General features: G+C 68.0%; 24 protein-coding genes. 14 read left to right on the top strand and 10 right to left on the bottom strand.

Features of this window, described 5'->3' with window-relative positions; genetic code table 11:
* Genes FND50_RS14035 through FND50_RS14015 form a run of 5 tightly spaced genes read right to left on the bottom strand, consistent with a single transcriptional unit; the run spans window position 1 to window position 4,059 of the window.
* On the bottom strand, window positions 1-1,335 hold the full coding sequence (locus tag FND50_RS14035; RefSeq protein WP_005264680.1) for a HAMP domain-containing sensor histidine kinase: 1,335 nt from the start codon (window positions 1,333-1,335) through the stop codon (window positions 1-3).
* A gap of 8 nt (window positions 1,336-1,343) precedes the next feature.
* Complete coding sequence (locus FND50_RS14030) at window positions 1,344-2,024, bottom strand: response regulator transcription factor (protein ID WP_025432276.1); 681 nt, start codon at window positions 2,022-2,024, stop codon at window positions 1,344-1,346.
* A gap of 39 nt (window positions 2,025-2,063) precedes the next feature.
* Entirely contained in the window at window positions 2,064-2,621 is a 558-nt protein-coding gene (locus FND50_RS14025; protein WP_005264682.1) for a PH domain-containing protein, read from the bottom strand.
* 15 nt (window positions 2,622-2,636) lie between these two features.
* Window positions 2,637-3,194: an HdeD family acid-resistance protein gene (locus FND50_RS14020; protein WP_005264683.1), complete on the bottom strand. Its 558-nt coding sequence runs from the start codon at window positions 3,192-3,194 to the stop codon at window positions 2,637-2,639.
* A 16-nt stretch (window positions 3,195-3,210) separates the two neighbouring features.
* Window positions 3,211-4,059 (bottom strand): biotin--[acetyl-CoA-carboxylase] ligase, encoded by an 849-nt coding sequence (locus tag FND50_RS14015; protein WP_144286148.1) that lies wholly within the window; start codon window positions 4,057-4,059, stop codon window positions 3,211-3,213.
* Window positions 4,060-4,175: 116 nt separating this feature from the next.
* Between FND50_RS14015 and FND50_RS14010 the strand changes: the two genes are divergently transcribed.
* The 3 genes from FND50_RS14010 to FND50_RS14000 are packed head-to-tail and all read left to right on the top strand — an operon-like array spanning window position 4,176 to window position 6,830.
* Window positions 4,176-5,816 (top strand): acyl-CoA carboxylase subunit beta, encoded by a 1,641-nt coding sequence (locus FND50_RS14010; RefSeq protein ID WP_144286147.1) that lies wholly within the window; start codon window positions 4,176-4,178, stop codon window positions 5,814-5,816.
* Entirely contained in the window at window positions 5,813-6,175 is a 363-nt protein-coding gene (locus FND50_RS14005) for an acyl-CoA carboxylase subunit epsilon (RefSeq protein WP_054248581.1), read from the top strand. Before FND50_RS14010 ends, FND50_RS14005 begins: the two co-directional genes overlap by 4 nt.
* A gap of 10 nt (window positions 6,176-6,185) precedes the next feature.
* A complete protein-coding gene (locus tag FND50_RS14000; protein WP_005265287.1) occupies window positions 6,186-6,830 on the top strand; it encodes a nucleoside triphosphate pyrophosphatase in 645 nt (214 codons plus the stop codon).
* Here the strand turns inward: FND50_RS14000 and FND50_RS13995 are convergent.
* On the bottom strand, window positions 6,813-8,531 hold the full coding sequence (locus FND50_RS13995; protein WP_144286146.1) for an MFS transporter: 1,719 nt from the start codon (window positions 8,529-8,531) through the stop codon (window positions 6,813-6,815). The two genes, FND50_RS14000 and FND50_RS13995, sit on opposite strands and share 18 nt — an antisense overlap.
* A gap of 249 nt (window positions 8,532-8,780) precedes the next feature.
* On the opposite strand from FND50_RS13995, the gene FND50_RS13990 reads away from it, so the two are divergent.
* Window positions 8,781-10,298, top strand: coding sequence for a condensation domain-containing protein (locus tag FND50_RS13990; protein ID WP_144286145.1), 1,518 nt, complete (start codon window positions 8,781-8,783; stop codon window positions 10,296-10,298).
* Entirely contained in the window at window positions 10,298-11,740 is a 1,443-nt protein-coding gene (locus FND50_RS13985) for a condensation domain-containing protein (protein WP_144286144.1), read from the top strand. Before FND50_RS13990 ends, FND50_RS13985 begins: the two co-directional genes overlap by 1 nt.
* Here FND50_RS13985 and FND50_RS13980 read toward each other — a convergent pair.
* Window positions 11,707-12,117, bottom strand: coding sequence for a group III truncated hemoglobin (locus tag FND50_RS13980; protein ID WP_054248577.1), 411 nt, complete (start codon window positions 12,115-12,117; stop codon window positions 11,707-11,709). The two genes, FND50_RS13985 and FND50_RS13980, sit on opposite strands and share 34 nt — an antisense overlap.
* 147 nt (window positions 12,118-12,264) lie before the next feature.
* Here FND50_RS13980 and FND50_RS13975 point away from each other — a divergent pair, with 147 nt between their 5' ends.
* The 7 genes from FND50_RS13975 to FND50_RS13945 all read left to right on the top strand — a co-directional run bounded on the left by FND50_RS13975 (window position 12,265) and on the right by FND50_RS13945 (window position 18,052).
* Window positions 12,265-13,164: a sulfurtransferase gene (locus FND50_RS13975; protein WP_005239980.1), complete on the top strand. Its 900-nt coding sequence runs from the start codon at window positions 12,265-12,267 to the stop codon at window positions 13,162-13,164.
* Window positions 13,161-13,577: a SufE family protein gene (locus FND50_RS13970; protein ID WP_005239978.1), complete on the top strand. Its 417-nt coding sequence runs from the start codon at window positions 13,161-13,163 to the stop codon at window positions 13,575-13,577. Before FND50_RS13975 ends, FND50_RS13970 begins: the two co-directional genes overlap by 4 nt.
* A gap of 21 nt (window positions 13,578-13,598) precedes the next feature.
* Entirely contained in the window at window positions 13,599-14,975 is a 1,377-nt protein-coding gene (locus FND50_RS13965; protein WP_144286143.1) for a condensation domain-containing protein, read from the top strand.
* Between the two features lie 131 nt (window positions 14,976-15,106).
* A complete protein-coding gene (locus FND50_RS13960; protein WP_144286142.1) occupies window positions 15,107-16,897 on the top strand; it encodes an acetyl/propionyl/methylcrotonyl-CoA carboxylase subunit alpha in 1,791 nt (596 codons plus the stop codon).
* A 69-nt stretch (window positions 16,898-16,966) separates the two neighbouring features.
* Window positions 16,967-17,377 (top strand): DUF1707 domain-containing protein, encoded by a 411-nt coding sequence (locus FND50_RS13955; protein ID WP_144286141.1) that lies wholly within the window; start codon window positions 16,967-16,969, stop codon window positions 17,375-17,377.
* A 1-nt stretch (window position 17,378) separates the two neighbouring features.
* Window positions 17,379-17,717, top strand: coding sequence for a hypothetical protein (locus tag FND50_RS13950; RefSeq protein WP_005563268.1), 339 nt, complete (start codon window positions 17,379-17,381; stop codon window positions 17,715-17,717).
* 2 nt (window positions 17,718-17,719) lie between these two features.
* Window positions 17,720-18,052, top strand: coding sequence for a VanZ family protein (locus FND50_RS13945; RefSeq protein WP_005265520.1), 333 nt, complete (start codon window positions 17,720-17,722; stop codon window positions 18,050-18,052).
* Here the strand turns inward: FND50_RS13945 and FND50_RS13940 are convergent.
* The 3 genes from FND50_RS13940 to FND50_RS13930 all read right to left on the bottom strand — a co-directional run bounded on the left by FND50_RS13940 (window position 18,016) and on the right by FND50_RS13930 (window position 20,674).
* Window positions 18,016-18,804 (bottom strand): tyrosine-protein phosphatase, encoded by a 789-nt coding sequence (locus tag FND50_RS13940; protein WP_144286140.1) that lies wholly within the window; start codon window positions 18,802-18,804, stop codon window positions 18,016-18,018. The two genes, FND50_RS13945 and FND50_RS13940, sit on opposite strands and share 37 nt — an antisense overlap.
* Window positions 18,801-20,144 carry an L-lysine 6-transaminase gene (gene lat / locus FND50_RS13935; protein ID WP_144286139.1) on the bottom strand — a complete coding sequence of 448 codons (1,344 nt, stop codon included), beginning with the start codon at window positions 20,142-20,144 and terminating at the stop codon, window positions 18,801-18,803. The genes FND50_RS13940 and lat overlap by 4 nt, the downstream gene beginning before the upstream one ends.
* Before the next feature lie 65 nt (window positions 20,145-20,209).
* Window positions 20,210-20,674 carry an Lrp/AsnC family transcriptional regulator gene (locus FND50_RS13930; RefSeq protein WP_037208656.1) on the bottom strand — a complete coding sequence of 155 codons (465 nt, stop codon included), beginning with the start codon at window positions 20,672-20,674 and terminating at the stop codon, window positions 20,210-20,212.
* 30 nt (window positions 20,675-20,704) lie between these two features.
* Here FND50_RS13930 and FND50_RS13925 point away from each other — a divergent pair, with 30 nt between their 5' ends.
* Window positions 20,705-21,859 carry a 2-oxoadipate dioxygenase/decarboxylase family protein gene (locus tag FND50_RS13925; RefSeq protein WP_144286138.1) on the top strand — a complete coding sequence of 385 codons (1,155 nt, stop codon included), beginning with the start codon at window positions 20,705-20,707 and terminating at the stop codon, window positions 21,857-21,859.
* The gene (locus tag FND50_RS13920) at window positions 21,856-23,373 is read left to right on the top strand and encodes an aldehyde dehydrogenase family protein (RefSeq protein ID WP_144286137.1); all 1,518 of its coding nucleotides are present in this window, start codon (window positions 21,856-21,858) and stop codon (window positions 23,371-23,373) included. The genes FND50_RS13925 and FND50_RS13920 overlap by 4 nt, the downstream gene beginning before the upstream one ends.
* Window positions 23,374-23,387 lie beyond the last annotated feature (14 nt).

Raw genomic sequence — 23,387 nt, 5'->3', positions numbered from 1 at the left:
TCAGCGCGGTTCCCGGATCCCGGTGACCCGCGTCGGCACGTGTTCGCGCGCGAGGGGAACGAAGATCGCGAACAGGGCCGGGCGGCGACGCTGCAGTTCCAGCCGGCCGCCGTCCGCCTCGATGAGTGCACGGGCCAGCGCCAGGCCCACACCGGTCGAACCGGCCCCCGAGAACCCGCGGTCGAAGATGTGTGGCGCGAGGTCGTTGCTGACCCCGACCCCCTCGTCCGACACCTCGACGCACACCATCGTCTCGCGGGGCGACGTCTCCTCGCCGGGCGTCCTGAGATTCTGACCCTGGATCAGACGCACCGCGACGGTGCACGTCCCCGCCCCGTGCATGAGCGCGTTGTCGACGAGCACCGCGACGGCCTCGCGGAGCCGGGAACCGGTGGTCGACGCCATCACGTTCGTGTCTCCCCGCAGCACCAGCTCGCGGTCCGCGTCTTCGAACGGCCGTTTCCAGTCCGCGATGACCACGCTGAGTTCCCGGATCACCGACACGTGGGTCTCGGTGCCGTTGCTGCGTGACGAGCGGACCAGTTCGTCGATCGCGACGGTCAGACGGTCCACCTGCGCCATCGCCTCGTCGGCCTCGACCACGACCGCGGGATCCGAGTGCACGGACAGCTCGTCGAGCCGGAGACGGACAGCTGTGAGGCGGCTGCGGAGCTGATGGGAGACGTCCGCGACGAGCGCGTGTTCGCGCTGCAGCCGGCCCGCGATCTCGACGGTCGCGGAGTCCAGGACGTCGGAGACACGGTCGAGTTCGGGGATGCCGTGACGTCGCACGTCGGGCCGGAAGTCACCCTCCGCGAGCCGGGCCGCCCGGTTGGCGACGTCCCGCAGCGGATCGGCGAGCCGCTTCGCCGTGACGTAGGCGACCACGGTGCCTGCGGCGATGGACACGAGCACCAGCAGTGCGACGGCACCGACCGCCTGTCGTTGCTGGGTGCGCATCTCGTCGGACGGCACCTCGAGGCGGAGCGAACCGGACGTGCCCATGGCGAGAGATTCCACGAGAGGCGACGGCACGGACGATTCGCCGATGTCCACCCGCGCGGCGCCGTCGTCGGTGGTCGGATAGACCACCACCAGGCGGCCCCCGGCGGGCGTCAGCAGACGCAGCGAGTTCGTGTCGAGATCGCCCTCGACGACGCCGTTGATGCCCTCCTGGGTAATGATCTCCGTCGCCATCCGATCGAGCCGGACCTGAAGATCACTCCGATTGAAATCTTCGACCCACAACCACGCCGTGTAGATGAGCGGCACACCGAGCAGCAGCGCCGTCAGGATCACGACTGCGAGGATCGACTGGAGAATTCTGCGGCGCACTACCCCGCCTAGTCGGTGTTGATGCGGAAACCGACGCCGCGAACCGTCGCGATGCGACGCTCGGCGGCGGGGCCCTCGTCACCGATCTTCCGGCGAAGCCACGACATGTGCATGTCGAGTGTCTTCGAGCCGCGCAGTTCCACGTCGCCCCACACCTCCGCGAGGATGGTGTCGCGGGACACCACCTGCCCCGCGTGTTCGAGCAGCACCCGGAGAAGCTCGTACTCCTTGTTGGCGAGGGCGATCTCGGTTCCGTTCACGAGCACCCGCCGGGCCGCCGGTTCGAGCCGGATGCCACCGACCTCGACGACGGAATCCTCGCCGCCGCCGCGACGGCGCAGCAGGGCGCGCACCCGCGCCATCAGTTCCGCCAACCGGAACGGCTTGCCCACGTAGTCGTCGGCGCCCGCGTCGAGCCCGACGACGAAGTCGACCTCGTCGGTGCGCGCGGTGAGCATGAGCACCGCCAGTTCCGAACTGTGGGCGCGCACTTGCCTGCAGACCTCGAGTCCGTCCATCCCGGGGAGCCCGAGGTCCAGGATCAACAGGTCGTACGCTCCGTCGAGCGCCTGCTCCAGCGCTGCCGGGCCGGTCTGCTCGATGGTGACGTCGTATCCCTCCCGGCCCAATGCCCGCGACAGCGGGGCGGCGATGGCTTCGTCATCTTCGGCAAGCAATACAGCAGTCACCTCCACAGCGTACGGAGGTGCGCAGACGGCTGTGACCGGTTACCAGCCTTTGCCGGTGTCGGCGTCGCCGCGCGGGTCGTCTCGCTCCCGTTCGCGGTGGAGATCCATCGCGTCGAACACCTGGTGATAGAGCAGCGAGTGGACGCGCTGGACGTCGGGGATGTCGTCGAATTCCAGTGGATCGTCGGAGGACGACACGATGACCAGCGTTCCGGTGCGGAGCATCCGGTCCAGGAGGCCGTGCCGGAACTGGACGTTGCTGATGCGCCCCATCGGAATGTCGATCCCGGTGTGCGTCATCACACCCTGGCGGATGAGGACTCGACGATCGGTGACGATGAAGTGGGTGAACTTCCAGCTGAGAAACGGCGCGACACAGCGCCATACGACGAGGCCCAGCCACACCGCGAGGACGACGACGAGCACGATGTTCAGCGCGGAGCCGTCCAGTTTGTTCTCGGCGAAACCCGCCGCGAAACCCGCCACGGCCGTTGCCAGCAGAAAGGTGACGGCGGGGAGCAGCAGCATCTTCCAGTGTGGATGACGGTGAAGCAGCAGTTCCTCGTCCTCGGCGAGGGCGTCCTCCGGATATCCCATGCGAAGAGTGTGCCTCTACCGCATGCGGCTGAGCACTATCGGGGTGATGACGATGATGATGCCGTACAGCACCATCCACACTCCGACCACGATCACGAACACCTCGAGCGACAGTTCGGGCTGCAGGAGCACGAAGCCCCCGGCGACGACGCTGATCACGCCGAGCACGATGGTCAGCCCGCGATCCGCGACCGAACCCGAGGCGCCTTCCACGATTTCGAGGACACCCCGGAACACCCACCACGCACCGACGACCAGCGCGATGATCACGACGGTCTGGAGGGGGCTCCTCAGCACGAGGAACGCCAGAAGTATTGCCAGGGCGCCGGATACGCCCACGAGGGTCCGTGCGGCTCCCCCGGCCTCGACGTCGGCGAACGCCCGGATGATCTGGACGATCCCGAAGCCGAAGAACTGGATGGCGATCAGGACGGCCAGAACCGTGAGCGTCACGTGCGGCCAGACGAGCACCGCGATGCCGAGACCCAGCGTGAGCAGACCGAGCACCACCGTGAGACCGGTCAACGTGCGCCGGGCTGCGGTGACGGAGGACTCCGGAATCGAGGTACTCATGTACCACAGTGTGGCACTACTCGGTGCGCACCGGGCGTAAATGTGTGATGTCACCTGCGGCGACGGCGATCGTGCCGGGCTGGCCGTCGGGGGCGATCACGACCCGGCCCTCCGCGTCGACGTCTGTCGCGATGCCGATCAGTTCACGCCCGCCGGGTAGTTCGGCGCGCACTCGCTGGCCGAGCGTGCCGCAGCGGGCACGGTAGGCCTCGGCGAGTTCCGTGACGTCCCAGTCGGAGTCGTGCCATTGCTGCCAGCGATCGGCGATGGCGCGCAGCACCGCCCGCACCAGGGTGTCGCGGTCGCTGACCTCGGCGCCCTCGAGGACGAGCGACGTCGCATGCTCGACGGGCAGCTCGTCTCTCGTGAGGCTCACGTTGAGACCGATCCCGACGACCACCGCCGGATCCGGTGCCGTGGTGGACACCTCGGCGAGGATGCCGGCGACCTTGCGGCCGTCGATGAGCACATCGTTGGGCCACTTGAGTTCCGCGGGAACCTTGGCGGCGGCGCGGAGCGCGTCGACGACGGCCACACCGGTCAGCAGCGGCAGCCACCCCATGTCCTGGACGCTCATCCCCGGCATCGTCAGCAACACGGAGACCGCGATCTGCGCCTGCGGCGGACTCACCCAGGCGCGGGAGTGGCGGCCCCGGCCGCTGCCCTGGAATTCGGCGAGCAGCACGTGCCGGTCGCAGGTCGACGCCGCGGCCCGCGCGAGAAGATCGGCGTTGGTGGACCCGGTCTCCTGCACCACGTCGAGCCGCGCCCAGAACCTGCGGGTGTCGCTGTCGTCGTCACCGCGGACGAGCGCCGCCCGCAGATTGTCGGCGTTGAGAGGAGGTCGGTTCAGGTCGGTCCACATCACCACAGCCTAGGACGAGCAGGAAAAGGTACTGGTCAGTAGCCGGGTCCGGGCAACCCGCCGCCTGACCACCTCCCTTGGCAGAAGCTCGCCGGCTCTCGTTAAGCTGACCTGTCATGACCACTGTTCAGGAGCCGAGCGCGGCGGAGTCGGCGAGTACGCCCGATATTCACACGACGGCGGGAAAGCTCGCCGACCTGCGTAATCGTCAGACCGAGGCGCAGCACCCGAGCGGTGAAGCCGCGGCCCTGAAGGTCCACGCCAAGGGCAAGCTCACCGCCCGCGAACGCATCACCGCCCTGCTCGACGACGGCAGCTTCGTCGAACTCGACGCCCTCGCCCGGCACCGCTCGGTGAACTTCGGCCTCGCCGACAACCGCCCCGTCGGCGACGGCGTCGTCACCGGCTACGGCACCGTCGACGGCCGCGACGTCTGCGTGTTCTCCCAGGACGCCACCGTCTTCGGCGGCTCCCTCGGCGAAATCTATGGCGAAAAAATCGTCAAGGTCATGGACCTCGCCCTCAAAACCGGGCGCCCCCTGATCGGCATCAACGAAGGCGCCGGCGCCCGCATCCAGGAAGGCGTCGTCTCCCTCGGCCTCTACGGCGAAATCTTCCACCGCAACGTCCAGGCCTCCGGCGTCATCCCGCAGATCTCCCTGATCATGGGCCCCGCCGCCGGCGGCCACGTCTACTCCCCCGCCCTGACCGACTTCGTCGTCATGGTCGACCAGACCTCCCAGATGTTCGTCACCGGCCCCGACGTCATCAAAACCGTCACCGGCGAAGACGTCACCATGGAAGATTTGGGCGGCGCGCACACCCACATGGTCAAATCCGGCGTCGCCCACTACGTCGCCTCCGGCGAACAAGACGCCCTCGACTACGTCAAGGACCTGCTGTCCTACCTGCCCAGCAACAATCAGGCCGCGGCCCCCCGGATGCTGCCCACCGACCCGATCACCGGATCGATCGACGACTCCCTCACCGCCGAGGACCTCGAACTCGACACCCTCATCCCGGACTCGGCGAACCAGCCCTACGACATGCACGAGGTCATCCGCCGCATCCTCGACGACGACGAATTCCTCGAAGTCCAGGCCGAACGCGCCGGCAACATCGTCGTCGGCTTCGGCCGCGTCGACGGCCGCTCCGTCGGGATCGTCGCGAACCAGCCCACCGTGTTCGCCGGGTGCCTCGACATCGACGCCTCCGAAAAAGCCGCCCGCTTCGTGCGCACCTGCGACGCGTTCAACGTCCCCATCATCACCCTCGTCGACGTCCCGGGCTTCCTGCCCGGCACCGACCAGGAATACAACGGCATCATCCGCCGCGGCGCGAAACTCCTGTACGCCTACGGGGAGGCCACCGTCGGGAAGATCACCGTCATCACCCGCAAGGCCTACGGCGGCGCCTACGACGTGATGGGCTCCAAGCACATGGGCGCCGACGTCAACCTCGCCTGGCCCACCGCCCAGATCGCCGTCATGGGCGCCTCCGGCGCCGTCGGGTTCGTCTACCGCAAACGCCTCCTCGAGGCCGCCCGCAACGGCGACGACGTCGACGCGCTGCGCCTGCAACTGCAACAGGAATACGAGGACACCCTCGTCAACCCGTACGTCGCCGCCGAACGCGGCTACGTCGACGCCGTCATCCCCCCGTCCCACACCCGCGGACAGATCGTGGCCGCCCTGCGCCTACTCGAACGCAAAATGGTCACCCTCCCGCCCAAGAAGCATGGGAACATCCCCCTATGACCGCTATCACCGAGGACGACGTGCGCACCGAGACCGGTTCCGACGCGACGTCGTCAGTCAACGGTTCCGCAGCGGACACCACGCTCGCCGAGGGTGCGGCCACCGACCTGCCGGGTGACACGGACGGCGCAGCCGCCGATGCGGCCCGTGAGCCTTTCCTGAAGGTGGTCAAGGGATCACCGTCCGACGAGGAGATCGCGGCGCTCGTCGCGGTGCTGTCCGCGGTCGCCGCCGCAGGCAGCGGTGATCCGGATGCGCACCTCCCACCCGAGTCCTGGGGTGCGCCCACGCGGATGCACCGGAGCGTCGCCCCGTTCTCGCCGTACGCGTTCCCGAACGTGTCGGAGTACCGGCGTTGATCAGGATCCGGTGACGTCCTTCGTTCTCGCCTCGGCTTCCCCGGCGCGGCTGGCTGTCCTGCGCAGCGCCGGGGTGGAGCCGGTCGTGCGAGTCTCCGGAGTCGACGAGGACGCCGTCATCGCAGCACTCGGTGCCGACGCCGCCCCCGAGCACGTCGTCACCGAACTGGCCCGAGCCAAGGCCAACGACGTCCTCCCCGTTCTCGCACGGGACGGGATCTCGGACGCCGTCGTCGTCGGATGCGACTCCATGCTGCTGATCGACGGGTCCCTGCAGGGCAAACCCGGAACCGTCGACGTCGCCCGCGCGCGGTGGTCGGCGATGGCCGGCCGTAGCGCGACCCTGCTCACCGGGCACAGCGTCCTGCGGATCGCGGAGGGTGCGGTGGTGAGTGACGCACACGATCACAGCGCCACCGTCGTCCATTTCGGGAGCCCGCCGGACGCCGATCTGGAGGCCTACCTCGCGACCGGGGAGCCACTGCAGGTCGCGGGCGCGTTCACCCTGGACAGCCTCGGGGGTTGGTTCGTGGACCGCATCGAGGGCGATCCGTCCAGCGTGATCGGGATCGGCCTGCCGCTCGTCCGGAGGTTGCTCGCGGAGGTCGGGGTCGGCGTCGCCGAGTTGTGGGCGTCGTCAGGCCGCGTCGGCTGACCGTTCGTCGACCTGCTGGTTCCGGCGCGGGAGCGTCAGCGACGCCACACCGATAGCCGCCGCCACTGCCGCAATGATCCAGAGGATGCGGCGTTCTGCCTGGAGAAACGCCTCGCCCGCTGCATTACGGGTCGATTCCCGTGCGGCCACCACCGCGGAGTCGGCGATCTGCTGCTGAGCGGCGCCGAGCGCCGCACCGCCGGACGCCGGCGAACGGCATTCGTCGGGCACCTTCATCGGGGACGTGGACCCGAGTTGCTCCGTCGCGCACCGTACGAACGTCTCCTCGGCACGCGGGATCAGCGCCGACGGCACCCCGGCCTCGGCGAGCTGCGCGGTCAGCGCAGGCCGCTCGGCCTGAACCGCGTCCGCCGATTGCGTCGCGACGAGGTTGAAGAACACGACACCGATCACCGCGAGCCCGATCGAACTACCCACCTGCTGCACGGTCGGGAGCAGCCCCGACACCGACCCCGCGTTCTGCGGTTGCACGGTCGCGAGGATCGCCGTCTGGAGCGGCGCCACGAACAGTCCGAGTCCGGCTCCCCCGATGAACAGTGGCCCGGCCAGCGCCGACCACCGCGGATCGGTGCCCTCGTGCTGCAGTTGCGCCGCCAGCACGACGAGGGAGCCGGCGAAGAGCAGCATCCCGAGAGGCAGGACGAGGTTGCCAATGCGCCGGTACACGGCAGCGGAGGCCAGCGCGGCGAGACCGGTCCCCAATGCCCACGGCAGCGTCATCACCCCGGCCCTGAGCGGGGAGAACCCGAACCCGAACTGCAGGGTAAGGGAGATGGTGAAGATCAGCGACGTGAGCGTCCCGAAGAACACGAACGCGATGGCCGCGCCGAGCGAGAACGCGCGGTCGGTGAACAACTCGAGGCGCAGCACCGGGTCGCCGCCGCGGCGCCCCAGCCGCCACTCGTAGACGACGAACGCGATCAGGACCGGCACCGAACACAGCAGCATCACCACGAGCGAGGTCGGCCAGCCGCGTTCCCGGCCCTCCGCGAGCGGAAAGATCAGGAGGAACAGCCCGGCCGCCGACAGCACAGCGCCGCCCACGTCGAGTCGGCGGATGCCGTCGGGCTTCGCGTCGACGAGATAGAAGTAGCCGAGGACCAGGGCCGCGAGCCCGATCGGGAGGTTGACGAAGAAGATCAGCCGCCAACCCCAGTCGAAGAGATCCCACTGGATGAGAAGTCCGCCGACGAGCGGACCGCAGATGGTGGCGAGCCCGATGGTCGCGCCGTAGATGCCGAACACCCGCGGATGCGAGCGTTTCGGAAAGAGTCCCGAGATGATCGCGAACGTCTGAGCCGACATCGACCCCGCCGCGAGACCCTGCAACGCCCGCGACACCACGAGAGCGGTCGGCGACTGGGCCAGTCCGCAGAGCAGTGAGGCAACGATGAAGACGGCCAACGCGGTGAGGAAGACCCGTCGTCGGCCGAGGAGATCCCCCAGTCGTGCCGCTGTGATCAGCGAACATGCGAAGGACAGCGTGTAGACGCTCACCATCAGCAGCTGCGCCGACACCGAAGCACCCAGATCGACCGCGATGCTCGGGAGCGCGACGTTGACGATGGTCGCGTCCAGGAGTTGCATGAACACGGCGGCGAGGCTGGTGGCCAGTCCCAGCCACGGGACCCACCGACCGAGTTCGCCTCGATAGAGCGCGTCACGCTGCGTCACAGGCATCCGGACAGGCTAGCGGCTCGAAGCTCACAGAACGCTGTGAGGTCGTTCAGCGGTTGCTGCATGCTACGCGAGGAACTTGCAGCGTAGAACCCTTTTGCCCGACACTTGACTAGACCGGGACCGACCTGTAATCAGTCTCATACTTCTTTACCTCTCGCGGTAAGGCACTCGGTGCCGCATCCTGTTGCGAGAAGTCCGTGCCACACCCGACCGAACTCGCAACCGATTCGACACCCCAGGAGCCGCTCGATGGACTTGAACTTGATCACCCACTGGAAGCCAGAGCCTGGGCGGGTCGTCGAGTGGAAAGTCACGGACGCGAGTGCACGTGCGGCTGTCGAAGCGCCGGTGGATCCGGTACTGCCGACCACCATGCAGGAGCGGCACCTGCGGCGGGCCCGGCTGGCGGCGAACAACGGCGAGACGCAGTCCCCCTGGATCGGCATCGCCTTCGACTTCCCGGGCAGGCTCGACCGCGCCGCGATGACCCGCACTCTCGAGCGCTACATCCTGCGGCATGACACCCTGCACAGCTGGTTCTCGTTCGAGAACGCGGATGCCGACCCCACGGACACCGCGAACGCGGTACAGCGGCACGTCGTGCCCGCCGACTCCATCGCCCTGATCGCACACGAGGGCGAGACCCTCACCACCCCTGAACAGGTCCGCGACCACGTCGCCGCGCGCTTCGCGAACGACACGAGCGCGCTGGCCTGGCCTGCTTTCGTGTTCGGCGTCGTGGAACATCACGACGCCGGCGCTCCCGGGCCCGAGGACAGCTTCACCCTGTTCCACGCCGTCGATCACGCGCACACCGACATGCAGTCGATGATTCTCACGTTCGCCGAGACGCGGATCATCTATCAGGCCGAACTCGACGGCGTAGAGCCCGAACTACCCGATCCGGGGAGCTACGTGGAGTACAGCCGCCGGGAGCGGGAGAAAGCGGCGACACTGACCCTCGCCTCACCCGAGGTGCACGGCTGGATCGGTCACCTCACCCGCAACGGCGGTACCTTCCCGAGCTTCCCCCTCGACCTCGGGGCGTCCGACGAACCGAAGCCGGCCATCGGCAGCCGATTCGACCTCGCCGACGCCGACGAGTGCGAGCAGTTCGGCGCCGTGTGCAAGGCCCACGGTTCCAACTTCATCGGCGGCGTGTTCGCGGCTCTCGCGATCACCGAACACGAACTGGTCGGGCGCGACCGCTACATGGCGCTGTCCCCCCTCACCACCCGCAACGACCCGCAGTTCTACTGGTCCCAAGGGTGGTTCATCAATCTCATTCCGGTCGGGTTCGCCCTCGAGGACGCCACGACGTTCACGGGACTGGCCCAGCGCGCGCAGGACGCCTACCGGTCCGGCAAGGCGCTCGGCGAGGTGTCCGTGCAGCAAGTGATCGACACCGTGCTCGCTCAGGCCGGCCCCGAGGTGATGTCGCAACACGCCACCACGCTCGCACCGCCTCCGATCGTGTCGTACATCGACGGCCGGCGGTTGCCGCAGACCGAGAGCTTCGTGTCGACCCGGGCGACCGGCATCGTGGGTGGCAAGGCCACTCAGATCGCGTCGATCTGGGTCAACCGCATGCTCGAGGGCACGTGGATGGCCGTCTCGCACCCCGACACCGACGAGGCCCACCGGTCTGTGACCGCATATGCGGAACGGTTGTCGAACATCATGAAAACCGTTGCCCGCGAAGGCGATTACACGCTGACATCGTTCGCGCCGACAGCGGACTCCGCGACTGCCGCAGGGGTGGAGTAGTGCACGTCACGTCGATCGACCGGTACATGCTCGAACCCGGCCTGGTGACGGAATGGTCCGTCGCGCCGGGCAAGGTCTCCCCGTCCGCGGTGCCGCCTTCGTACAACCAGCAATTCCATCTCGACACCGCCCGCACCCACGGCGTCGGCCGAAGCGTCTGGATGGCAGCAGCTTTCGACCTTCCCGGGCGACTCGACCGGGATGCTCTCACGCAGGCGCTGGTGCACTTCATCCGGCGTCACGACACGCTGCAAACCGGCTTCGACGTGAGCCCGGATGCGATGGCGCGCGTGGATCTCGACCCCGAAGACATCACCGTCGTCGCGTCCGAGTCCTCGGCGACGACGTCACCGCACGAACTCCGCGACCACCTGCGGTACCGGTTCACCGAGGCGTGCGACCCGCTGACGTTCCCCGCGTACCTGTTCGCCACCATCGAGCGCGACTCGCACTACACCGTGGTCAGTGCGTTCGATCACACTCTCGTCGACGGATACTCGCTCGTCATCGCGTTGGGCGAACTCCGGCAGATCTATCAGCGACTCATCGGACTCGGCGGCTCGGCCGCGCTCACCGAAGCGGACCTGACGAAAGAACTCGGCGATCCCGGGAGCTTCCTGCGGTACTGCGAACTCGAGGCCGAGACGCCCGTCACCGGGATCGGCGACCCCCGGGTGCGCGAATGGGCACGCTTCTACGAACGCTGCGGCGGCACCGCGCCCAGTTTCCCGCTCGATCTGGGTGTCGAGGCGGGCAGGCCCGCACCACAGGGAGCGGACGTCCGCCCCCTTCTCGGCGCCGCCGACACCGAGCGGTTCGAGGAAATCTGCCTGGACTCGGGGGGAAGCCTGTTCTCCGGGGCGCTCACCGCGATGGGGATGGCAGTGCACTCGATCAACGGCATTTCCCGGATGCCGTTGCAGTTTCCGCTGCACATTCGCCAGGACCCGCAGTGGGCCAATGCGATCGGGTGGCTCACGACGAGTGCGCCGCTGACGGTCGAACTGACACCCGACTGCGACTTCCAGTCCTCCCTGGCGCACACCCACGCCTCGTTCCGCACGGCTCTCACGCTCAAGGGCGTGACGATGGCCCAGGTGCGGGACGCGCTCGGTGACGGATACCGCCGCACCCGCACGGATGTGTTCATGGTCTCGTACATCGACTACCGCAAACTGCCCGGCACCGACGATCACGACGAGCTGAACGCCCACCACATCAGCAACGTGACGGTCGCGGACGACGCGCAATTCTGGATCTCCCGCACCCAGCGCGGTCTCGCGCTGCGGTCGCGGTTCCCCGAGACGCCGACGGCACGCCGCGCGGTCACCGAGTTCCTGGTGCGGCTGCGCGAAATCATGCACGACATCTGCGAGAACGGCGTCACTCCCATCGCGGAGCTGACCAGTCAGCTGAACCTGGAAGGCACTCCGGTCGTCTGACCGCCGGAGGGCTCGAACAGTCGTCGCCGTATAGCGTCGGCGAACTTGACTGCCTCGACCTTGGCCCGCCCCGCGACGTCGCCGGCGAACAACTCGTCGACGCTGGACGTCCACAGTTCGACCCAGCGGTCGAAGTGCCGGTCGGTGAATCCGTGCCGGCCGTGCAGCGCCCGGTGCACGGCGAACGCGCTGCCTCGGTAGACGCCTGTGCGCAGCAGGACCGTCTCCCAGAAGTCGCACATGACGGGCAGGTGGTCGTCCAGGCCGATCACCGCGAGCGTCTCGAAGGCCGGTTCGAGGACCGGATCGGCGAATGCCCGGCCGTAGAAGTGCCGGAGCAGCAGTTCCAGGTCGGCGCGCGTCGAGATGTCGGGCATGAGGCCTCCGTTCGGGTGCGAATCTACGCGCCTGGGCGGGCTCCCTCAGCATCCACGGCCGGTAAGTGTGAACGCCGGTCGGAAGAACTTCCGGCGTCCGCCTAGAATTGACGCCGTCCCCGTCGCATCTGCCCCAGGAGCCCACCCGTGCCCGTAGCGCCAGATCCCACCCAGTCCTTCGCCGAGTACGCCAACCCCGGTCGGCTCGTGTCGACGGAGTGGCTGTCCGCGAATCTGGGCACACCCGGCCTCAAGGTGGTGGAGTCGGACGAGGACGTGCTCCTCTACGACGTCGGCCACATCCCCGGAGCCGTCAAGGTCGACTGGCACCTCGATCTCAACGATCCGGTGACCCGTGACTACATCAACGGCGAGCAGTTCGCCGACCTGATGAGCCGCAAGGGCATCAGCCGCGACGACACCGTCGTGATCTACGGCGACAAGAGCAACTGGTGGGCGGCGTACGCCCTCTGGGTGTTCACGCTGTTCGGACACGAGGACGTCCGTCTCCTCGACGGCGGCCGCGACGCGTGGATCGCCGAGAACCGGGACACCGCGTTCGACGTCCCCGAGACCTCCCCCACCGACTACCCGGTGGTCGAGCGCAACGACGCCCCGATCCGCGCGTTCAAGGACGACGTGCTCGATCACCTCGGCAAGGGGCCGCTGATCGACGTGCGTTCGCCCCAGGAGTACACCGGCGAACGCACCCACATGCCCGACTACCCCGAAGAGGGGGCGCTGCGCGGCGGCCACATCCCGAGCGCGCTGAGCATTCCGTGGGCCAAGGCCGCAGCCCCCGACAGCCGGTTCCGCTCACGCGGTGAACTGAACGAGATCTACGGCGGTGTGTCCGCCGACGACGACATCGTGGCGTACTGCCGCATCGGGGAGCGTTCCAGCCACACCTGGTTCGTCCTCACCCACCTGCTCGGTTACCCCACCGTCCGCAACTACGACGGTTCGTGGACGGAGTGGGGCAACATGGTTCGCGTTCCGATCGTCAGGGGTGAAGAGCCGGGAGACGTTCCCGGCGCATCGTCATGACCGAACTACCCGATTCGCTTGCCGAGATCGTCGACGACTTCGCTGCCGTCGACGGCTCGGACAAGCTGCAGTTGCTGCTGGAGTTCAGCCGCGAACTGGCGCCTCTGCCCGCCGAACTCGAGCAGGACGCCATGGAACCGGTGCCCGAGTGCCAGTCTCCGTTGTTCCTGTCGGTCGACGACTCCGATCCCGACCACGTGCGGCTGCATTTCAGCGCGCCCGCGGAAGCGCCGACGACGCGGGGTTTCGCGTCGATCCTGCACCAGGGCCTGGACGGGCACAGTGCTGCCACCATCCTCGGCATTCCGGACGATTTCTATTCCGCGCTCGGGCTCGCCGACGCCGTCAGTCCCCTGCGGCTGCGCGGCATGTCCGCGATGCTCGCGCGAATCAAGCGGCATCTTCGCGGCTAGGCAGGGTCTGAACACTTACTGATGGAATTCACCGAACTTGCCGACTATCCCGTTCCGGTGGGCGCGCTCACCGAATGGTTACCGTGCGCCCGCTCGGAATGGGTGGACGATCCCCGCCCCGCCTCGTACATCCACGAGGCGCACCTGCGCCGGTGCTCCGACTCCGGTGGTCGCGAATCCTGGCTGGGCACCGCGTTCGAGATCCACGGCACGCTGAACGTCACCGCTTTCCGGTCGGCACTGGAGAAGTGGACCGATCGTCACGAGGTGCTGCGCTCGCACACGACGTTCGACGCGGAGACCGAGCGCGTGCACCGGCGCACCGTGCCGCAGGGCGGGCTGCACGTGGGGGTCGTCAGCCACGGGTACGACGCCGCCGGCGGCGACAACTTCGCGCACCTGCAGCAACTGTTCGACGAGTACGCGTCGCCGCACAGTTGGCCGTCGTACGTCTTCGCGACGCTCGAAACAGTCCAACGCGACCGATTCACGGTGTTCTTCGCGGCCGATCACTCGATCATCGACGGGTTCTCCATCGTGCTCGTCGCCCACGAGTTGACCGCCCTGTACGAGGAAGCACTGTCCGGACGCACGGCCAACCTGTTTCCCGTCGGCAGCTACATCGACTTCGGCCGTGAGGAGCGTGAGACCTCCACCGCCGCCGAGGTGAAACGTGAGGCGCTCGACGTGTGGCGCTCGGCGCTCGAGGGACCGGGACTCCCCGAGTTCCCGCTCGAGGTCGGTCCGCGCACGTCGTACGCCCAGCAGAACCTGTCTGCCTGGATTCTCGATGCCGACCAGGCTGCGGCGTTCAACTCGGTGTGCCGCGAGGCGGATGTGGGGTTCTTCCCCGGCCTGCTCGCGTGCCTGGGTATGGCCGGGGCGGAAGTGGCCGGGCATCAACGCTTTCGGACGGTCACTCCGGTCCATACCCGGCACTCCCCGCAGTGGGCGTCCGCGCTCGGATGGTTCGTGGGTCTCAGCCCGATCGACTTCGAGGTGACGTCGGACGAGTTCGCCGCCGTCGCCCGCGACGCCGCCGAGAGCGTGGCCCGGACGAAACCGCTCTCGGTGGTCCCGTTCGACCGCATCGAGAAGGAACTCGACATCCCCATCCGGCCTCGCTTCGTCGTCTCCTACATGGACGTCCGGTTCGTGCCCGATGCGGGCCGCTGGCACGAGCGCAACGCCCGGGCGTTGAGGAGCCGGCAGTACACCCACGACGTGTACGCCTGGATCAATCGCACCCCCCGAGGTGTCAATCTGGCGGTCCGCTATCCGGGCAACGACATCGCTGCCGCGAGCGTCCACACGTGGGTCGGGAGCCTCCGCCGGCAACTGGAACAGGTTTCAACCAGCTACCCCTCGGTAGGGTTGCGGAGCGTCGGACAGCCCTGACGGGAAATTTCGGTCCGGTGACAACACGGATCGGTTCGGTGCTTAGACTCCGAAGTGATGCCGTAAACGACCGCTGGTGACACCCACGGGAGCCACCGCGGAGACAGACCATGCGAACCACAGGAGGCTCAGTGCCCAGTCATGCCAGCGCGCACATCACGAAGGTGCTCGTCGCGAACCGCGGTGAGATTGCAGTGCGGGTGATCCGGGCCGCAGCCGATGCCGGCCTGGCCAGCGTCGCCGTCTACGCCGAACCCGACGCCGACGCCCCGTTCGTGCGCCTGGCCGACGAAGCATTCGCCCTCGGCGGGCAGACCTCCGCCGAGTCCTACCTGGTGTTCGACAAAATCCTCGACGCCGCCAAAAAGTCCGGCGCCGACGCCATCCACCCCGGCTACGGCTTCCTCTCCGAAAACGCCGACTTCGCCCAGGCCGTGATCGACGCCGGCCTGATCTGGATCGGCCCCTCCCCGCAATCGATCCGCGACCTCGGCGACAAGGTCACCGCCCGCCACATCGCCGAAAAAGCCAAGGCCCCGATGGCCGCCGGCACCAAGGACCCGGTCAAAAACGCCGACGAGGTCGTCGCCTTCGCCAAGGAATACGGTGTCCCCGTCGCCATCAAGGCCGCGTTCGGCGGCGGCGGCCGCGGCATGAAGGTCGCCCACACCATCGAGGAAATCCCCGAACTGTTCGACTCCGCCACCCGCGAGGCCGTCGCCGCGTTCGGCCGCGGCGAATGCTTCGTCGAACAGTATCTGGACAAGGCCCGCCACGTCGAAGCCCAGGTCATCGCCGACCAGCACGGCAACGTCATCGTCGCCGGCACCCGCGACTGCTCCCTGCAACGCCGCTTCCAGAAACTCGTCGAGGAGGCCCCCGCCCCGTTCCTCACCGACGACCAACGCCACCGCATCCACACCTCCGCCAAGGCCATCTGCAAAGAGGCCGGCTACTACGGCGCCGGCACCGTCGAATACCTCGTCCAGGGCGACACCGTCTCCTTCCTCGAGGTCAACACCCGCCTGCAGGTCGAACACCCCGTCACCGAGGAAACCGCCGGCCTCGACCTGGTCCTGCAACAGTTCAAGATCGCCAACGGCGAACACCTCGACCTCACCGAGGACCCCACCCCCCGCGGGCACTCCTTCGAATTCCGCATCAACGGCGAGGACGCCGGCCGCGGCTTCCTGCCCGCCCCCGGCCCGGTCACCAAGTTCGTCCCGCCCACCGGCCCCGGCGTGCGGATGGACTCCGGCGTCGAAACCGGCAGCGTGATCGGCGGCCAGTTCGACTCCATGCTCGCCAAGCTCATCGTCACCGGCGCCACCCGCGACGAGGCCCTGGCCCGCGCCCGCCGCGCCCTCGCCGAATTCCAGGTCGAAGGACTGGCCACGGTCATCCCGTTCCACCGGGCCATCGTCTCCGACCCCGCCTTCATCGGCGACGGCACCACCTTCGACGTCTACACCAAGTGGATCGAAACCGAATGGGACAACCAGATCGAACCGTTCACCGGTAACCCGCCGATCGACGAGGACGAGCACCTGCCCCGGCAGAACGTCGTCGTCGAGGTCGGCGGCCGCCGCGTCGAGGTGTCCCTGCCCGGACAGTTCACCCTCGGCACCGGCGCCGGTGCCCCGGCCGGGGCGGTCCGCAAGAAGCCCAAGCCCCGCACCCGCGGCGGCGCCCACGGCGGCGCCGCCTCCGGTGACGCCGTCACCGCCCCCATGCAGGGCACCGTCGTCAAGGTCGCCGTCGAAGAAGGCCAACAAGTCGCCGAGGGCGACCTCATCGCCGTCCTCGAGGCCATGAAGATGGAAAACCCCGTCAACGCCCACAAGGCCGGCACCGTCACCGGCCTCGCCGTCGAACCCGGCGCCGCCATCACCCAGGGCACCGTCCTCGCCGAACTGAAATAGGCACCTGCACCCACTCGTGAGTCCTTCTCGGCCCCCGGGGTCGAGAAGGACTCACAGTAGTCTGTACGCATGTCTGACGTTCCCGAGATCCGTATCGGCACTGCCGAACGTGAGCAGGCCCTGAACTTGCTGAGCGAACATTTCGCGGCGGGCCGTTTGACGGTCCCCGAGTTCGACGAGCGCAGTCTCGCGGTCACGAATGCCACCACTCGCGGCGAGCTCGACCGAGTGTTCACCGACCTCCCCGCGACCACGGTCGGCGCGCCCGCCAAGGCCGAATCGGCCGCCACCGACAACGACCAGAACTGGCGTCGCATCGTGATGTCGGTGATCCCGCTCGTCGCCCTCGTGCTGTTCTTCGTCGTCCCGGTCGACAACAGCTGGTTGTTCTTCCTGATGATCCCTGCCGCCGGCGCCATCCTGTTCGGCACCCGCGACGACCGCCACGGTCGCGATCGCCGCCGCGACCGGGACCGTTGACATGGAACCTGTCGAGGTCAATGCGGGTGGCTGGTACCTGCGCGCGCTGCGCGCCGACGAACGGGTCGACGATCGCCCGGCGCTCGCGGACGGTGGAATCGCCGAACCCGAGTACGTCGCCCGCCGTACGGCGCAGTGGCTGAGCGACGAGCACTATTCGTGGGCGATCTGCCAGCCCAACACCGGCGAACTGCTCGCCGAGGTGGGCCTCACCCCGTCCGGGGAGTCCGCGACCCTCACCGGCTGGGCGCGGACCGGCCACGAGGACGCGCTGGCGAGCGGATCGGATGCGGTGCAACGGTTTGCCGAGGGCGCACTGGGGTTCACGGTCCGGCGGTGACTATGCGATCCGTTCCGGTGGCGGCCCTCACCGTGCTGGCACTGGTCATGCTCCTGTCCCCTGCGTCCGCGACGCCGTCGGGTCCCGAACATGCCGACAAGGTGGTGCACGCACTGCTGTTCGCTGCGCTGGCCGCCGCCTCCCGGTACGCGCTCCTGACACCACGGATCACCGTGCTCTGGCTCGCGGCGTTCGCGGTGATCACCGAAATACTGCAGGGCGTGCTGCCGATCGGCCGGCACGGATCGGTCTGGGATCTCTGCGCCGACATGGTGGGTGTGGCGATCGGGTTGTCCGCTCAGTCCGCGATCATGCGCTCCCGCAGCAGAGTCTGAACGCCGGCGTCGAGGCCGAGTCCGTCGGAGAAGTACCGTTCGACGGTCCCGTACTGCTCGCGCATGGTGGCCAGGGACACCTCCAGGTACTGCTGACGGACTCCGAGCACGGGCTCGAGCAGCGCCGGATCTCCACCCGCGTCGACGAACTTCTCGAACACGCCCGCGAACGACGGAAGCAGGAGTTCGTTGGTCAGCAGGTAGTCGTGGAACACGTCGTCCTCACCGACTCCGAGGAGAAGCAGCAGCGCGGCCGTGGCCCATCCCGTCCGGTCCTTGCCGGTGGTGCAGTGCACGAGGACAGGCGTGTTGCCGTTCGAGGCCAGGTCGCCGAACAACTCCCGGTAGGACGACACCGCGCTCGGCATCACGACGAAGTCGCGGTAGCTGCCCTCGAAGTACTCGATCGCGCGTCCGCCGCCGAGTTCCCGTTCGGCGATCATCGGATCGGCGATCACCTGGAGCATCTGCGCGGGGATAGACCGGATCCCCTTGTCGGCGAGCACGTCCAACACCACCGCGCGAGCGCCGTCCGGCAGTTTGTCGGGCGCCGCGTCGCGCTCGTCCGCCGTGCGCAGGTCGTACACCGTCCGGATCCCGAGGCCGTCGAGCAGCGGCATGTCCGTGTCCGCGATACGGCTGAGATCGGTCGAACGGAAGTACACGCCGGTGCGCACTTTCGCGCCGTCCCGGGTTCGGTAGCCACCGACGTCTCGCAGATTGGGCACGGACGTGATCGGTATCGGCGTCATGCGTCGACGGTACCGCCCAGCACTCGGGCCAGTGCATCCACGGCGGCGTCGAGTTCCGCGGTCGTCACCGTCAGGGGTGGACGGAACCTGATCCCGCGCTTGCCGGTCGGCAGGATCAGCACCCGCTCCCGGTCCCTGAGGTCGGCGACGACGCGGTCCCGCCGCTGCGGAGTGGGGAGGGTGATCGCGCACATGAGGCCGCGTCCCCGCGGCTCGGTCACGTCGGGATTCGCGCGTGCGAGTTCCCGCAGTCGTTCGAGGAGATGCGCCCCGGTCATCCGGGCCCGGTCGACGAGCCGGTCCTCCTCGATGATCTCGAGGATCCGGCGGGACCGCACCATGTCGGTGAGGTTGCCACCCCAGGTGGAGTTGATCCGCGAGCTGACGGCGAACACGTTGTCGGGGATGTCGTCCACCCGGCCGCCGGCCATGATGCCGCAGACCTGAGTCTTCTTGCCGAACGCGACGACGTCCGGATGCACTCCCAATTGCTGGTACGCCCAGGCAGTGCCGGTGAGACCGCACCCGGTCTGCACCTCGTCGAGAATGAAGAGCGCGTCGTTCTCACGGCAGAGCGCCTCCATCCCCCGGAAGAATTCCGGGCGGAAGTGGTGGTCTCCCCCCTCTCCCTGGATCGGCTCGGCGATGAAACACGCCACATCCGAGGGGTTCTCGGCGAACGCGCGCCGCGCCTGGTCCAGTGCGTGACGCTCGGCCTCGACGACGTCCCGCCCGTCCGCGAGGTACGGGGAGTCGATGCGCGGCCAGTCGAACTTGGGGTACCTCGCCACCTTGCCGGGCTCGGTATTGGTGAGCGACATCGTGTATCCACTGCGCCCGTGGAACGCCTCGGTCAGATGGAGCACCTTCGTGCCGAGCGCCGGGTCGAGGCCGCGGCTCTCGTTGAGCCTGCTCTTCCAGTCGAACGCCACCTTCAGAGCGTTCTCGACGGCGAGTGCGCCCCCGTCGATGAAGAAGAGATGCGGCAGTGCGGGATCGCCCAGCACCCGGGCGAACGTCTCGACGAACCGTGCCATCGGGACGGTGTAGATGTCGGAATTGCTCGGCTTGTTGATCGCCGCCGCCGCCAGTTCCCGGCGAAAGGCGTCGTCGTCCGCCAGTTCCGGGTGGTTCATCCCCAGCGCGGACGAGGCGAAGAATCCGAACATGTCCAGGTAGCTGGTGCCATCGCGCTGGTCGACGAGATGCGTACCGCGTGAGCGTTCCAGGTCGAGCACCAGGTCGAAACCGTCGACCAGAATGCGCTCGCGCAGCACGTCGTGCACCTGGCTCGCCGGCAGCTCGCCCCCATCTCCGGTAAATCGAATCGCTGTGCTCATACCGAGAGATTACGTCAAAATTCCTGTGAACCGGCGACGATTCGGCAACATATACGGAACAGAGCTCATCTGTCGTAAAATGTTTGCAAGATGATGGTGCTGCGCGTGTGTACGTTGGCGGTGGCACGGATCTCCTGCAGCAGGTGTTCCAGCTCCCGTGGGGAAGCGACGCGCACCAGCAGCACGTAGCTCTCCTCCCCCGCGACCGAGTGGCACGCTTCGATTGCGGGGAGGTTCCGCAACCGGGCGGGTGCATCGTCGGGCTGCGACGGATCGAGAGGAGTGATCGCGACGAATGCGGACAGACCGTGCCCGAGCGCATCCGGATCGATCTTCGCGGTGTACCCGCGGATCACTTTGCGGGCCTCGAGCCTGCGCACCCTGGACTGCACGGCAGAGATCGACAGCCCCGCCTTCTCGGCGAGTGTCGCCAGAGTCGCCCGGCCGTCGGCCACCAACTCCTGCATCAGTACCCGATCGATGTCGTCGAGAGGAGTATGGGGTGCGTCGCTACGAAAAGATTCCACCACCAGCGCAGGCTAGCCCAGCGGAGGTGCATCATGGTTGAAACGTGGGAGCTCCGCGCCCGCTTTGCCCGGGCACTGGCCGCGACGTACGGCCGGGAGGTGCCCGCATACGACACACTGGCCGAGGTGGCCGGTGCGGTCAACGCGGACTTCGCGGCGCGACACCCTGCCGACGCCGAACGCCGTGGCGGCCTGGCCCGGATCACATCCGAACGCCGCGGCGCGATCAGGCTCGGTGGACCCACGGAGCTGCGCCAGGCGGCCATCCTGTTCGCGGGCTTCGGAATGCACCCCGTCGGCTGCTACGACCTGCGCGACGCGCCCGCACCCGCGCCCGTCGTCTCGACGGCGTTTCGTCCCGTCGATCCGATCGAACTGGCCCGCAACCCGTTCGGGATGTTCACGTCGATGCTCACCACCGCCGATCGCCGGTTCTTCGACTGCGACCGGCAGCGCCGCCTCGAGAACGTTCTCGCCGCGCGCACGGTGTTTCCCACGGAGGTGCTGCACCTGGCCGCGCTCGCGACCGAGGAAGGCGGGCTGACGGCGCCGACGGCGGAGCGGTTCGTCGCGCTGGCGGCCACGGCCTTCGCATCGCCGGACACCGCGGCCGACCGGTCCTGGCACGCCGAGTTCGAACGTATCTCCCCCGTCGCCGCCGACATCGGTGGGCGCACGAGCGTCCGCGTCGTCCATCTGGCGCCACGGGTCTTCGACCTCGACGACCTGTGCCTGCGTGCGGCGCGCCGCGGCCTCACGATGATCGGCCGCATCCAGGGACCGCCCGCATGGGGCGGCCCGGACGTACTTCAGCGGCAGGCGTCGTTCCGCGCCGCCGGCGAACCACGCGGAGTCGTCGTTGCGGAGTCGCGCGGCATCGCACTGACACCCGAGGGACGGGAACTGTGCGACCGTCTGGCGGACGCCGACTCCGCCCGCTGGGAACGCGAGTTTCCGCGGACTGAAGCCGAATTCGAGGCGAGCGGGCTGGCGTACTTCAGCCACCGACTCTCCGGCGAGGAAGACGTCGCGGAGCCCATTCTCTACGAGGACTACCTCCCGGTGGCGGTGGACTCCGGCCCCGACCACCTACCGTGGCTCGCCGAGACCCTCAGCCGGCCCGTGCACGACCCGTTCACGCTCTACCGACAGCAGCAGGATCGAACCCGAGAGAGGACAGCATCGTGAACCTTCCCGCCCCCGAGGAGTTGTGCCGACGCGCCGAGGAAGCACTGATCCGGTGCGGCGCCGAAATCACCGACGCCGGTGGACCGCTCGTCGCGCGAACCCCGATCACCGGGACCGAACTGCGCACGGTGACCGCGAGCAGCACGGAAGACGTGGACCGGGCGATCACCTCAGCGCACGACGCCTTCCTCGAGTGGCGTACCGTTCCCGCCCCCCAACGCGGCGCGGTGGTGCGCCGCCTGGGTCAGCTTCTGACGGAACACAAGACGGACCTGGCGGAACTGGTCACCCTCGAGGCGGGCAAGATTCCGTCCGAGGCGCAGGGCGAAGTGCAAGAGATGATCGACATCTGCGAATTCGCGGTCGGTCTGTCACGCCAGTTGTACGGCAGGACGATGGCCTCGGAACGTCCGGGACACCGGCTGATGGAGACGTGGCACCCACTGGGAGTCGTCGGGGTGATCTCGGCGTTCAATTTCCCCGTGGCGGTGTGGTCGTGGAATACCGCCGTCGCGCTGGTCTGCGGCGACACGGTGGTGTGGAAGCCGTCGGATCGGACTCCGCTCACCGCGATCGCCTGTGATGCGCTGCTGGCGCGCGCTGCCCGCGACGTCGGTGCACCCGCCGGGATCCACGCCCTGGTCCAGGGCGCGGGGGACGTCGGCGAGCGTCTCGTCGACGACGCACGCGTGGCCCTGGTCAGCGCCACCGGGTCGGTGCGGATGGGTCGCGCCGTGGGTCCGCGCGTCGCCGCGCGCTTCGGCAAATGCCTACTCGAGCTGGGCGGCAACAACGCAGCGGTGGTGGCCCCGTCCGCCGATCTCGATCTGGCCGTGCGGGGAATCGTCTTCTCCGCCGCGGGCACCGCGGGCCAGCGCTGCACGTCCCTGCGGCGGCTGATCGTGCACTCCTCCGTCGCCGACGAGCTGGTGCAGCGCATCTCTTCGGCGTACGGCCAGTTGAAGGTCGGGAACCCGTTCGACGACGGTGTCCTCGTCGGTCCGTTGGTGAACCGCTCCGCGTTCGAGGCCATGCAGACCGCGTTGGACAAGGCCCGCGCCGACGGCGGGACCGTTGTCTGCGGCGGCGAACGCAGCGGTGGCAGCGACTCCGCCTACTACGTCTCGCCCGCCCTCGTCCGGATGCCCGCGCAGACGTCGGTGGTGCAGGAGGAGACGTTCGCACCGATCCTCTACGTCCTCACCTACGACGACTTCGACCAGGCGATCGCGTTGCACAACGAAGTGCCCCAAGGGCTTTCGTCGTCGATCTTCACCACCGATCAGCGTGAGGCCGAGAGGTTCCTCGCGGCAGACGGTTCCGACTGCGGCATCGCGAACGTCAACATCGGCACCTCGGGTGCGGAGATCGGCGGGGCGTTCGGCGGCGAGAAAGAGACGGGCGGCGGACGCGAGTCCGGATCCGACGCATGGAAGGCCTACATGCGCCGCGCGACGAACACCGTCAACTACTCCGATCGACTCCCGCTCGCGCAGGGGGTGGAGTTCACCTGATCGGCGGCGTCGAC

The organism is Rhodococcus sp. WB9, from assembly GCF_007558985.1.
GTDB classification, from domain to species: Bacteria; Actinomycetota; Actinomycetes; order Mycobacteriales; family Mycobacteriaceae; genus Rhodococcus_F; species Rhodococcus_F opacus.
The sequence above is the reverse complement of the archived record's forward strand: the minus strand, read 5'-3'. Positions and strand labels throughout refer to the sequence as shown.

Excerpts from the sequence above, each read along its gene's own strand:
- FND50_RS14005 (WP_054248581.1), top strand. The coding sequence starts at position 5,813 with ATGACCGCTATCACCGAGGACGACGTGCGCACCGAGACCGGTTCCGAC.
- FND50_RS13950 (WP_005563268.1), top strand. The coding sequence starts at position 17,379 with ATGGAACCTGTCGAGGTCAATGCGGGTGGCTGGTACCTGCGCGCGCTG.
- FND50_RS14010 (WP_144286147.1), top strand. The coding sequence starts at position 4,176 with ATGACCACTGTTCAGGAGCCGAGCGCGGCGGAGTCGGCGAGTACGCCC.
- FND50_RS13940 (WP_144286140.1), bottom strand. The coding sequence starts at position 18,804 with ATGACGCCGATACCGATCACGTCCGTGCCCAATCTGCGAGACGTCGGT.
- FND50_RS14025 (WP_005264682.1), bottom strand. The coding sequence starts at position 2,621 with ATGGGATATCCGGAGGACGCCCTCGCCGAGGACGAGGAACTGCTGCTT.
- lat (WP_144286139.1), bottom strand. The coding sequence starts at position 20,144 with ATGAGCACAGCGATTCGATTTACCGGAGATGGGGGCGAGCTGCCGGCG.
- FND50_RS13955 (WP_144286141.1), top strand. The coding sequence starts at position 16,967 with ATGTCTGACGTTCCCGAGATCCGTATCGGCACTGCCGAACGTGAGCAG.
- FND50_RS13925 (WP_144286138.1), top strand. The coding sequence starts at position 20,705 with ATGGTTGAAACGTGGGAGCTCCGCGCCCGCTTTGCCCGGGCACTGGCC.
- FND50_RS13970 (WP_005239978.1), top strand. The coding sequence starts at position 13,161 with ATGACCGAACTACCCGATTCGCTTGCCGAGATCGTCGACGACTTCGCT.
- FND50_RS13995 (WP_144286146.1), bottom strand. The coding sequence starts at position 8,531 with ATGCCTGTGACGCAGCGTGACGCGCTCTATCGAGGCGAACTCGGTCGG.
- FND50_RS13965 (WP_144286143.1), top strand. The coding sequence starts at position 13,599 with ATGGAATTCACCGAACTTGCCGACTATCCCGTTCCGGTGGGCGCGCTC.
- FND50_RS14015 (WP_144286148.1), bottom strand. The coding sequence starts at position 4,059 with ATGTGGACCGACCTGAACCGACCTCCTCTCAACGCCGACAATCTGCGG.
- FND50_RS13980 (WP_054248577.1), bottom strand. The coding sequence starts at position 12,117 with ATGCCCGACATCTCGACGCGCGCCGACCTGGAACTGCTGCTCCGGCAC.
- FND50_RS13990 (WP_144286145.1), top strand. The coding sequence starts at position 8,781 with ATGGACTTGAACTTGATCACCCACTGGAAGCCAGAGCCTGGGCGGGTC.
- FND50_RS13945 (WP_005265520.1), top strand. The coding sequence starts at position 17,720 with ATGCGATCCGTTCCGGTGGCGGCCCTCACCGTGCTGGCACTGGTCATG.
- FND50_RS14020 (WP_005264683.1), bottom strand. The coding sequence starts at position 3,194 with ATGAGTACCTCGATTCCGGAGTCCTCCGTCACCGCAGCCCGGCGCACG.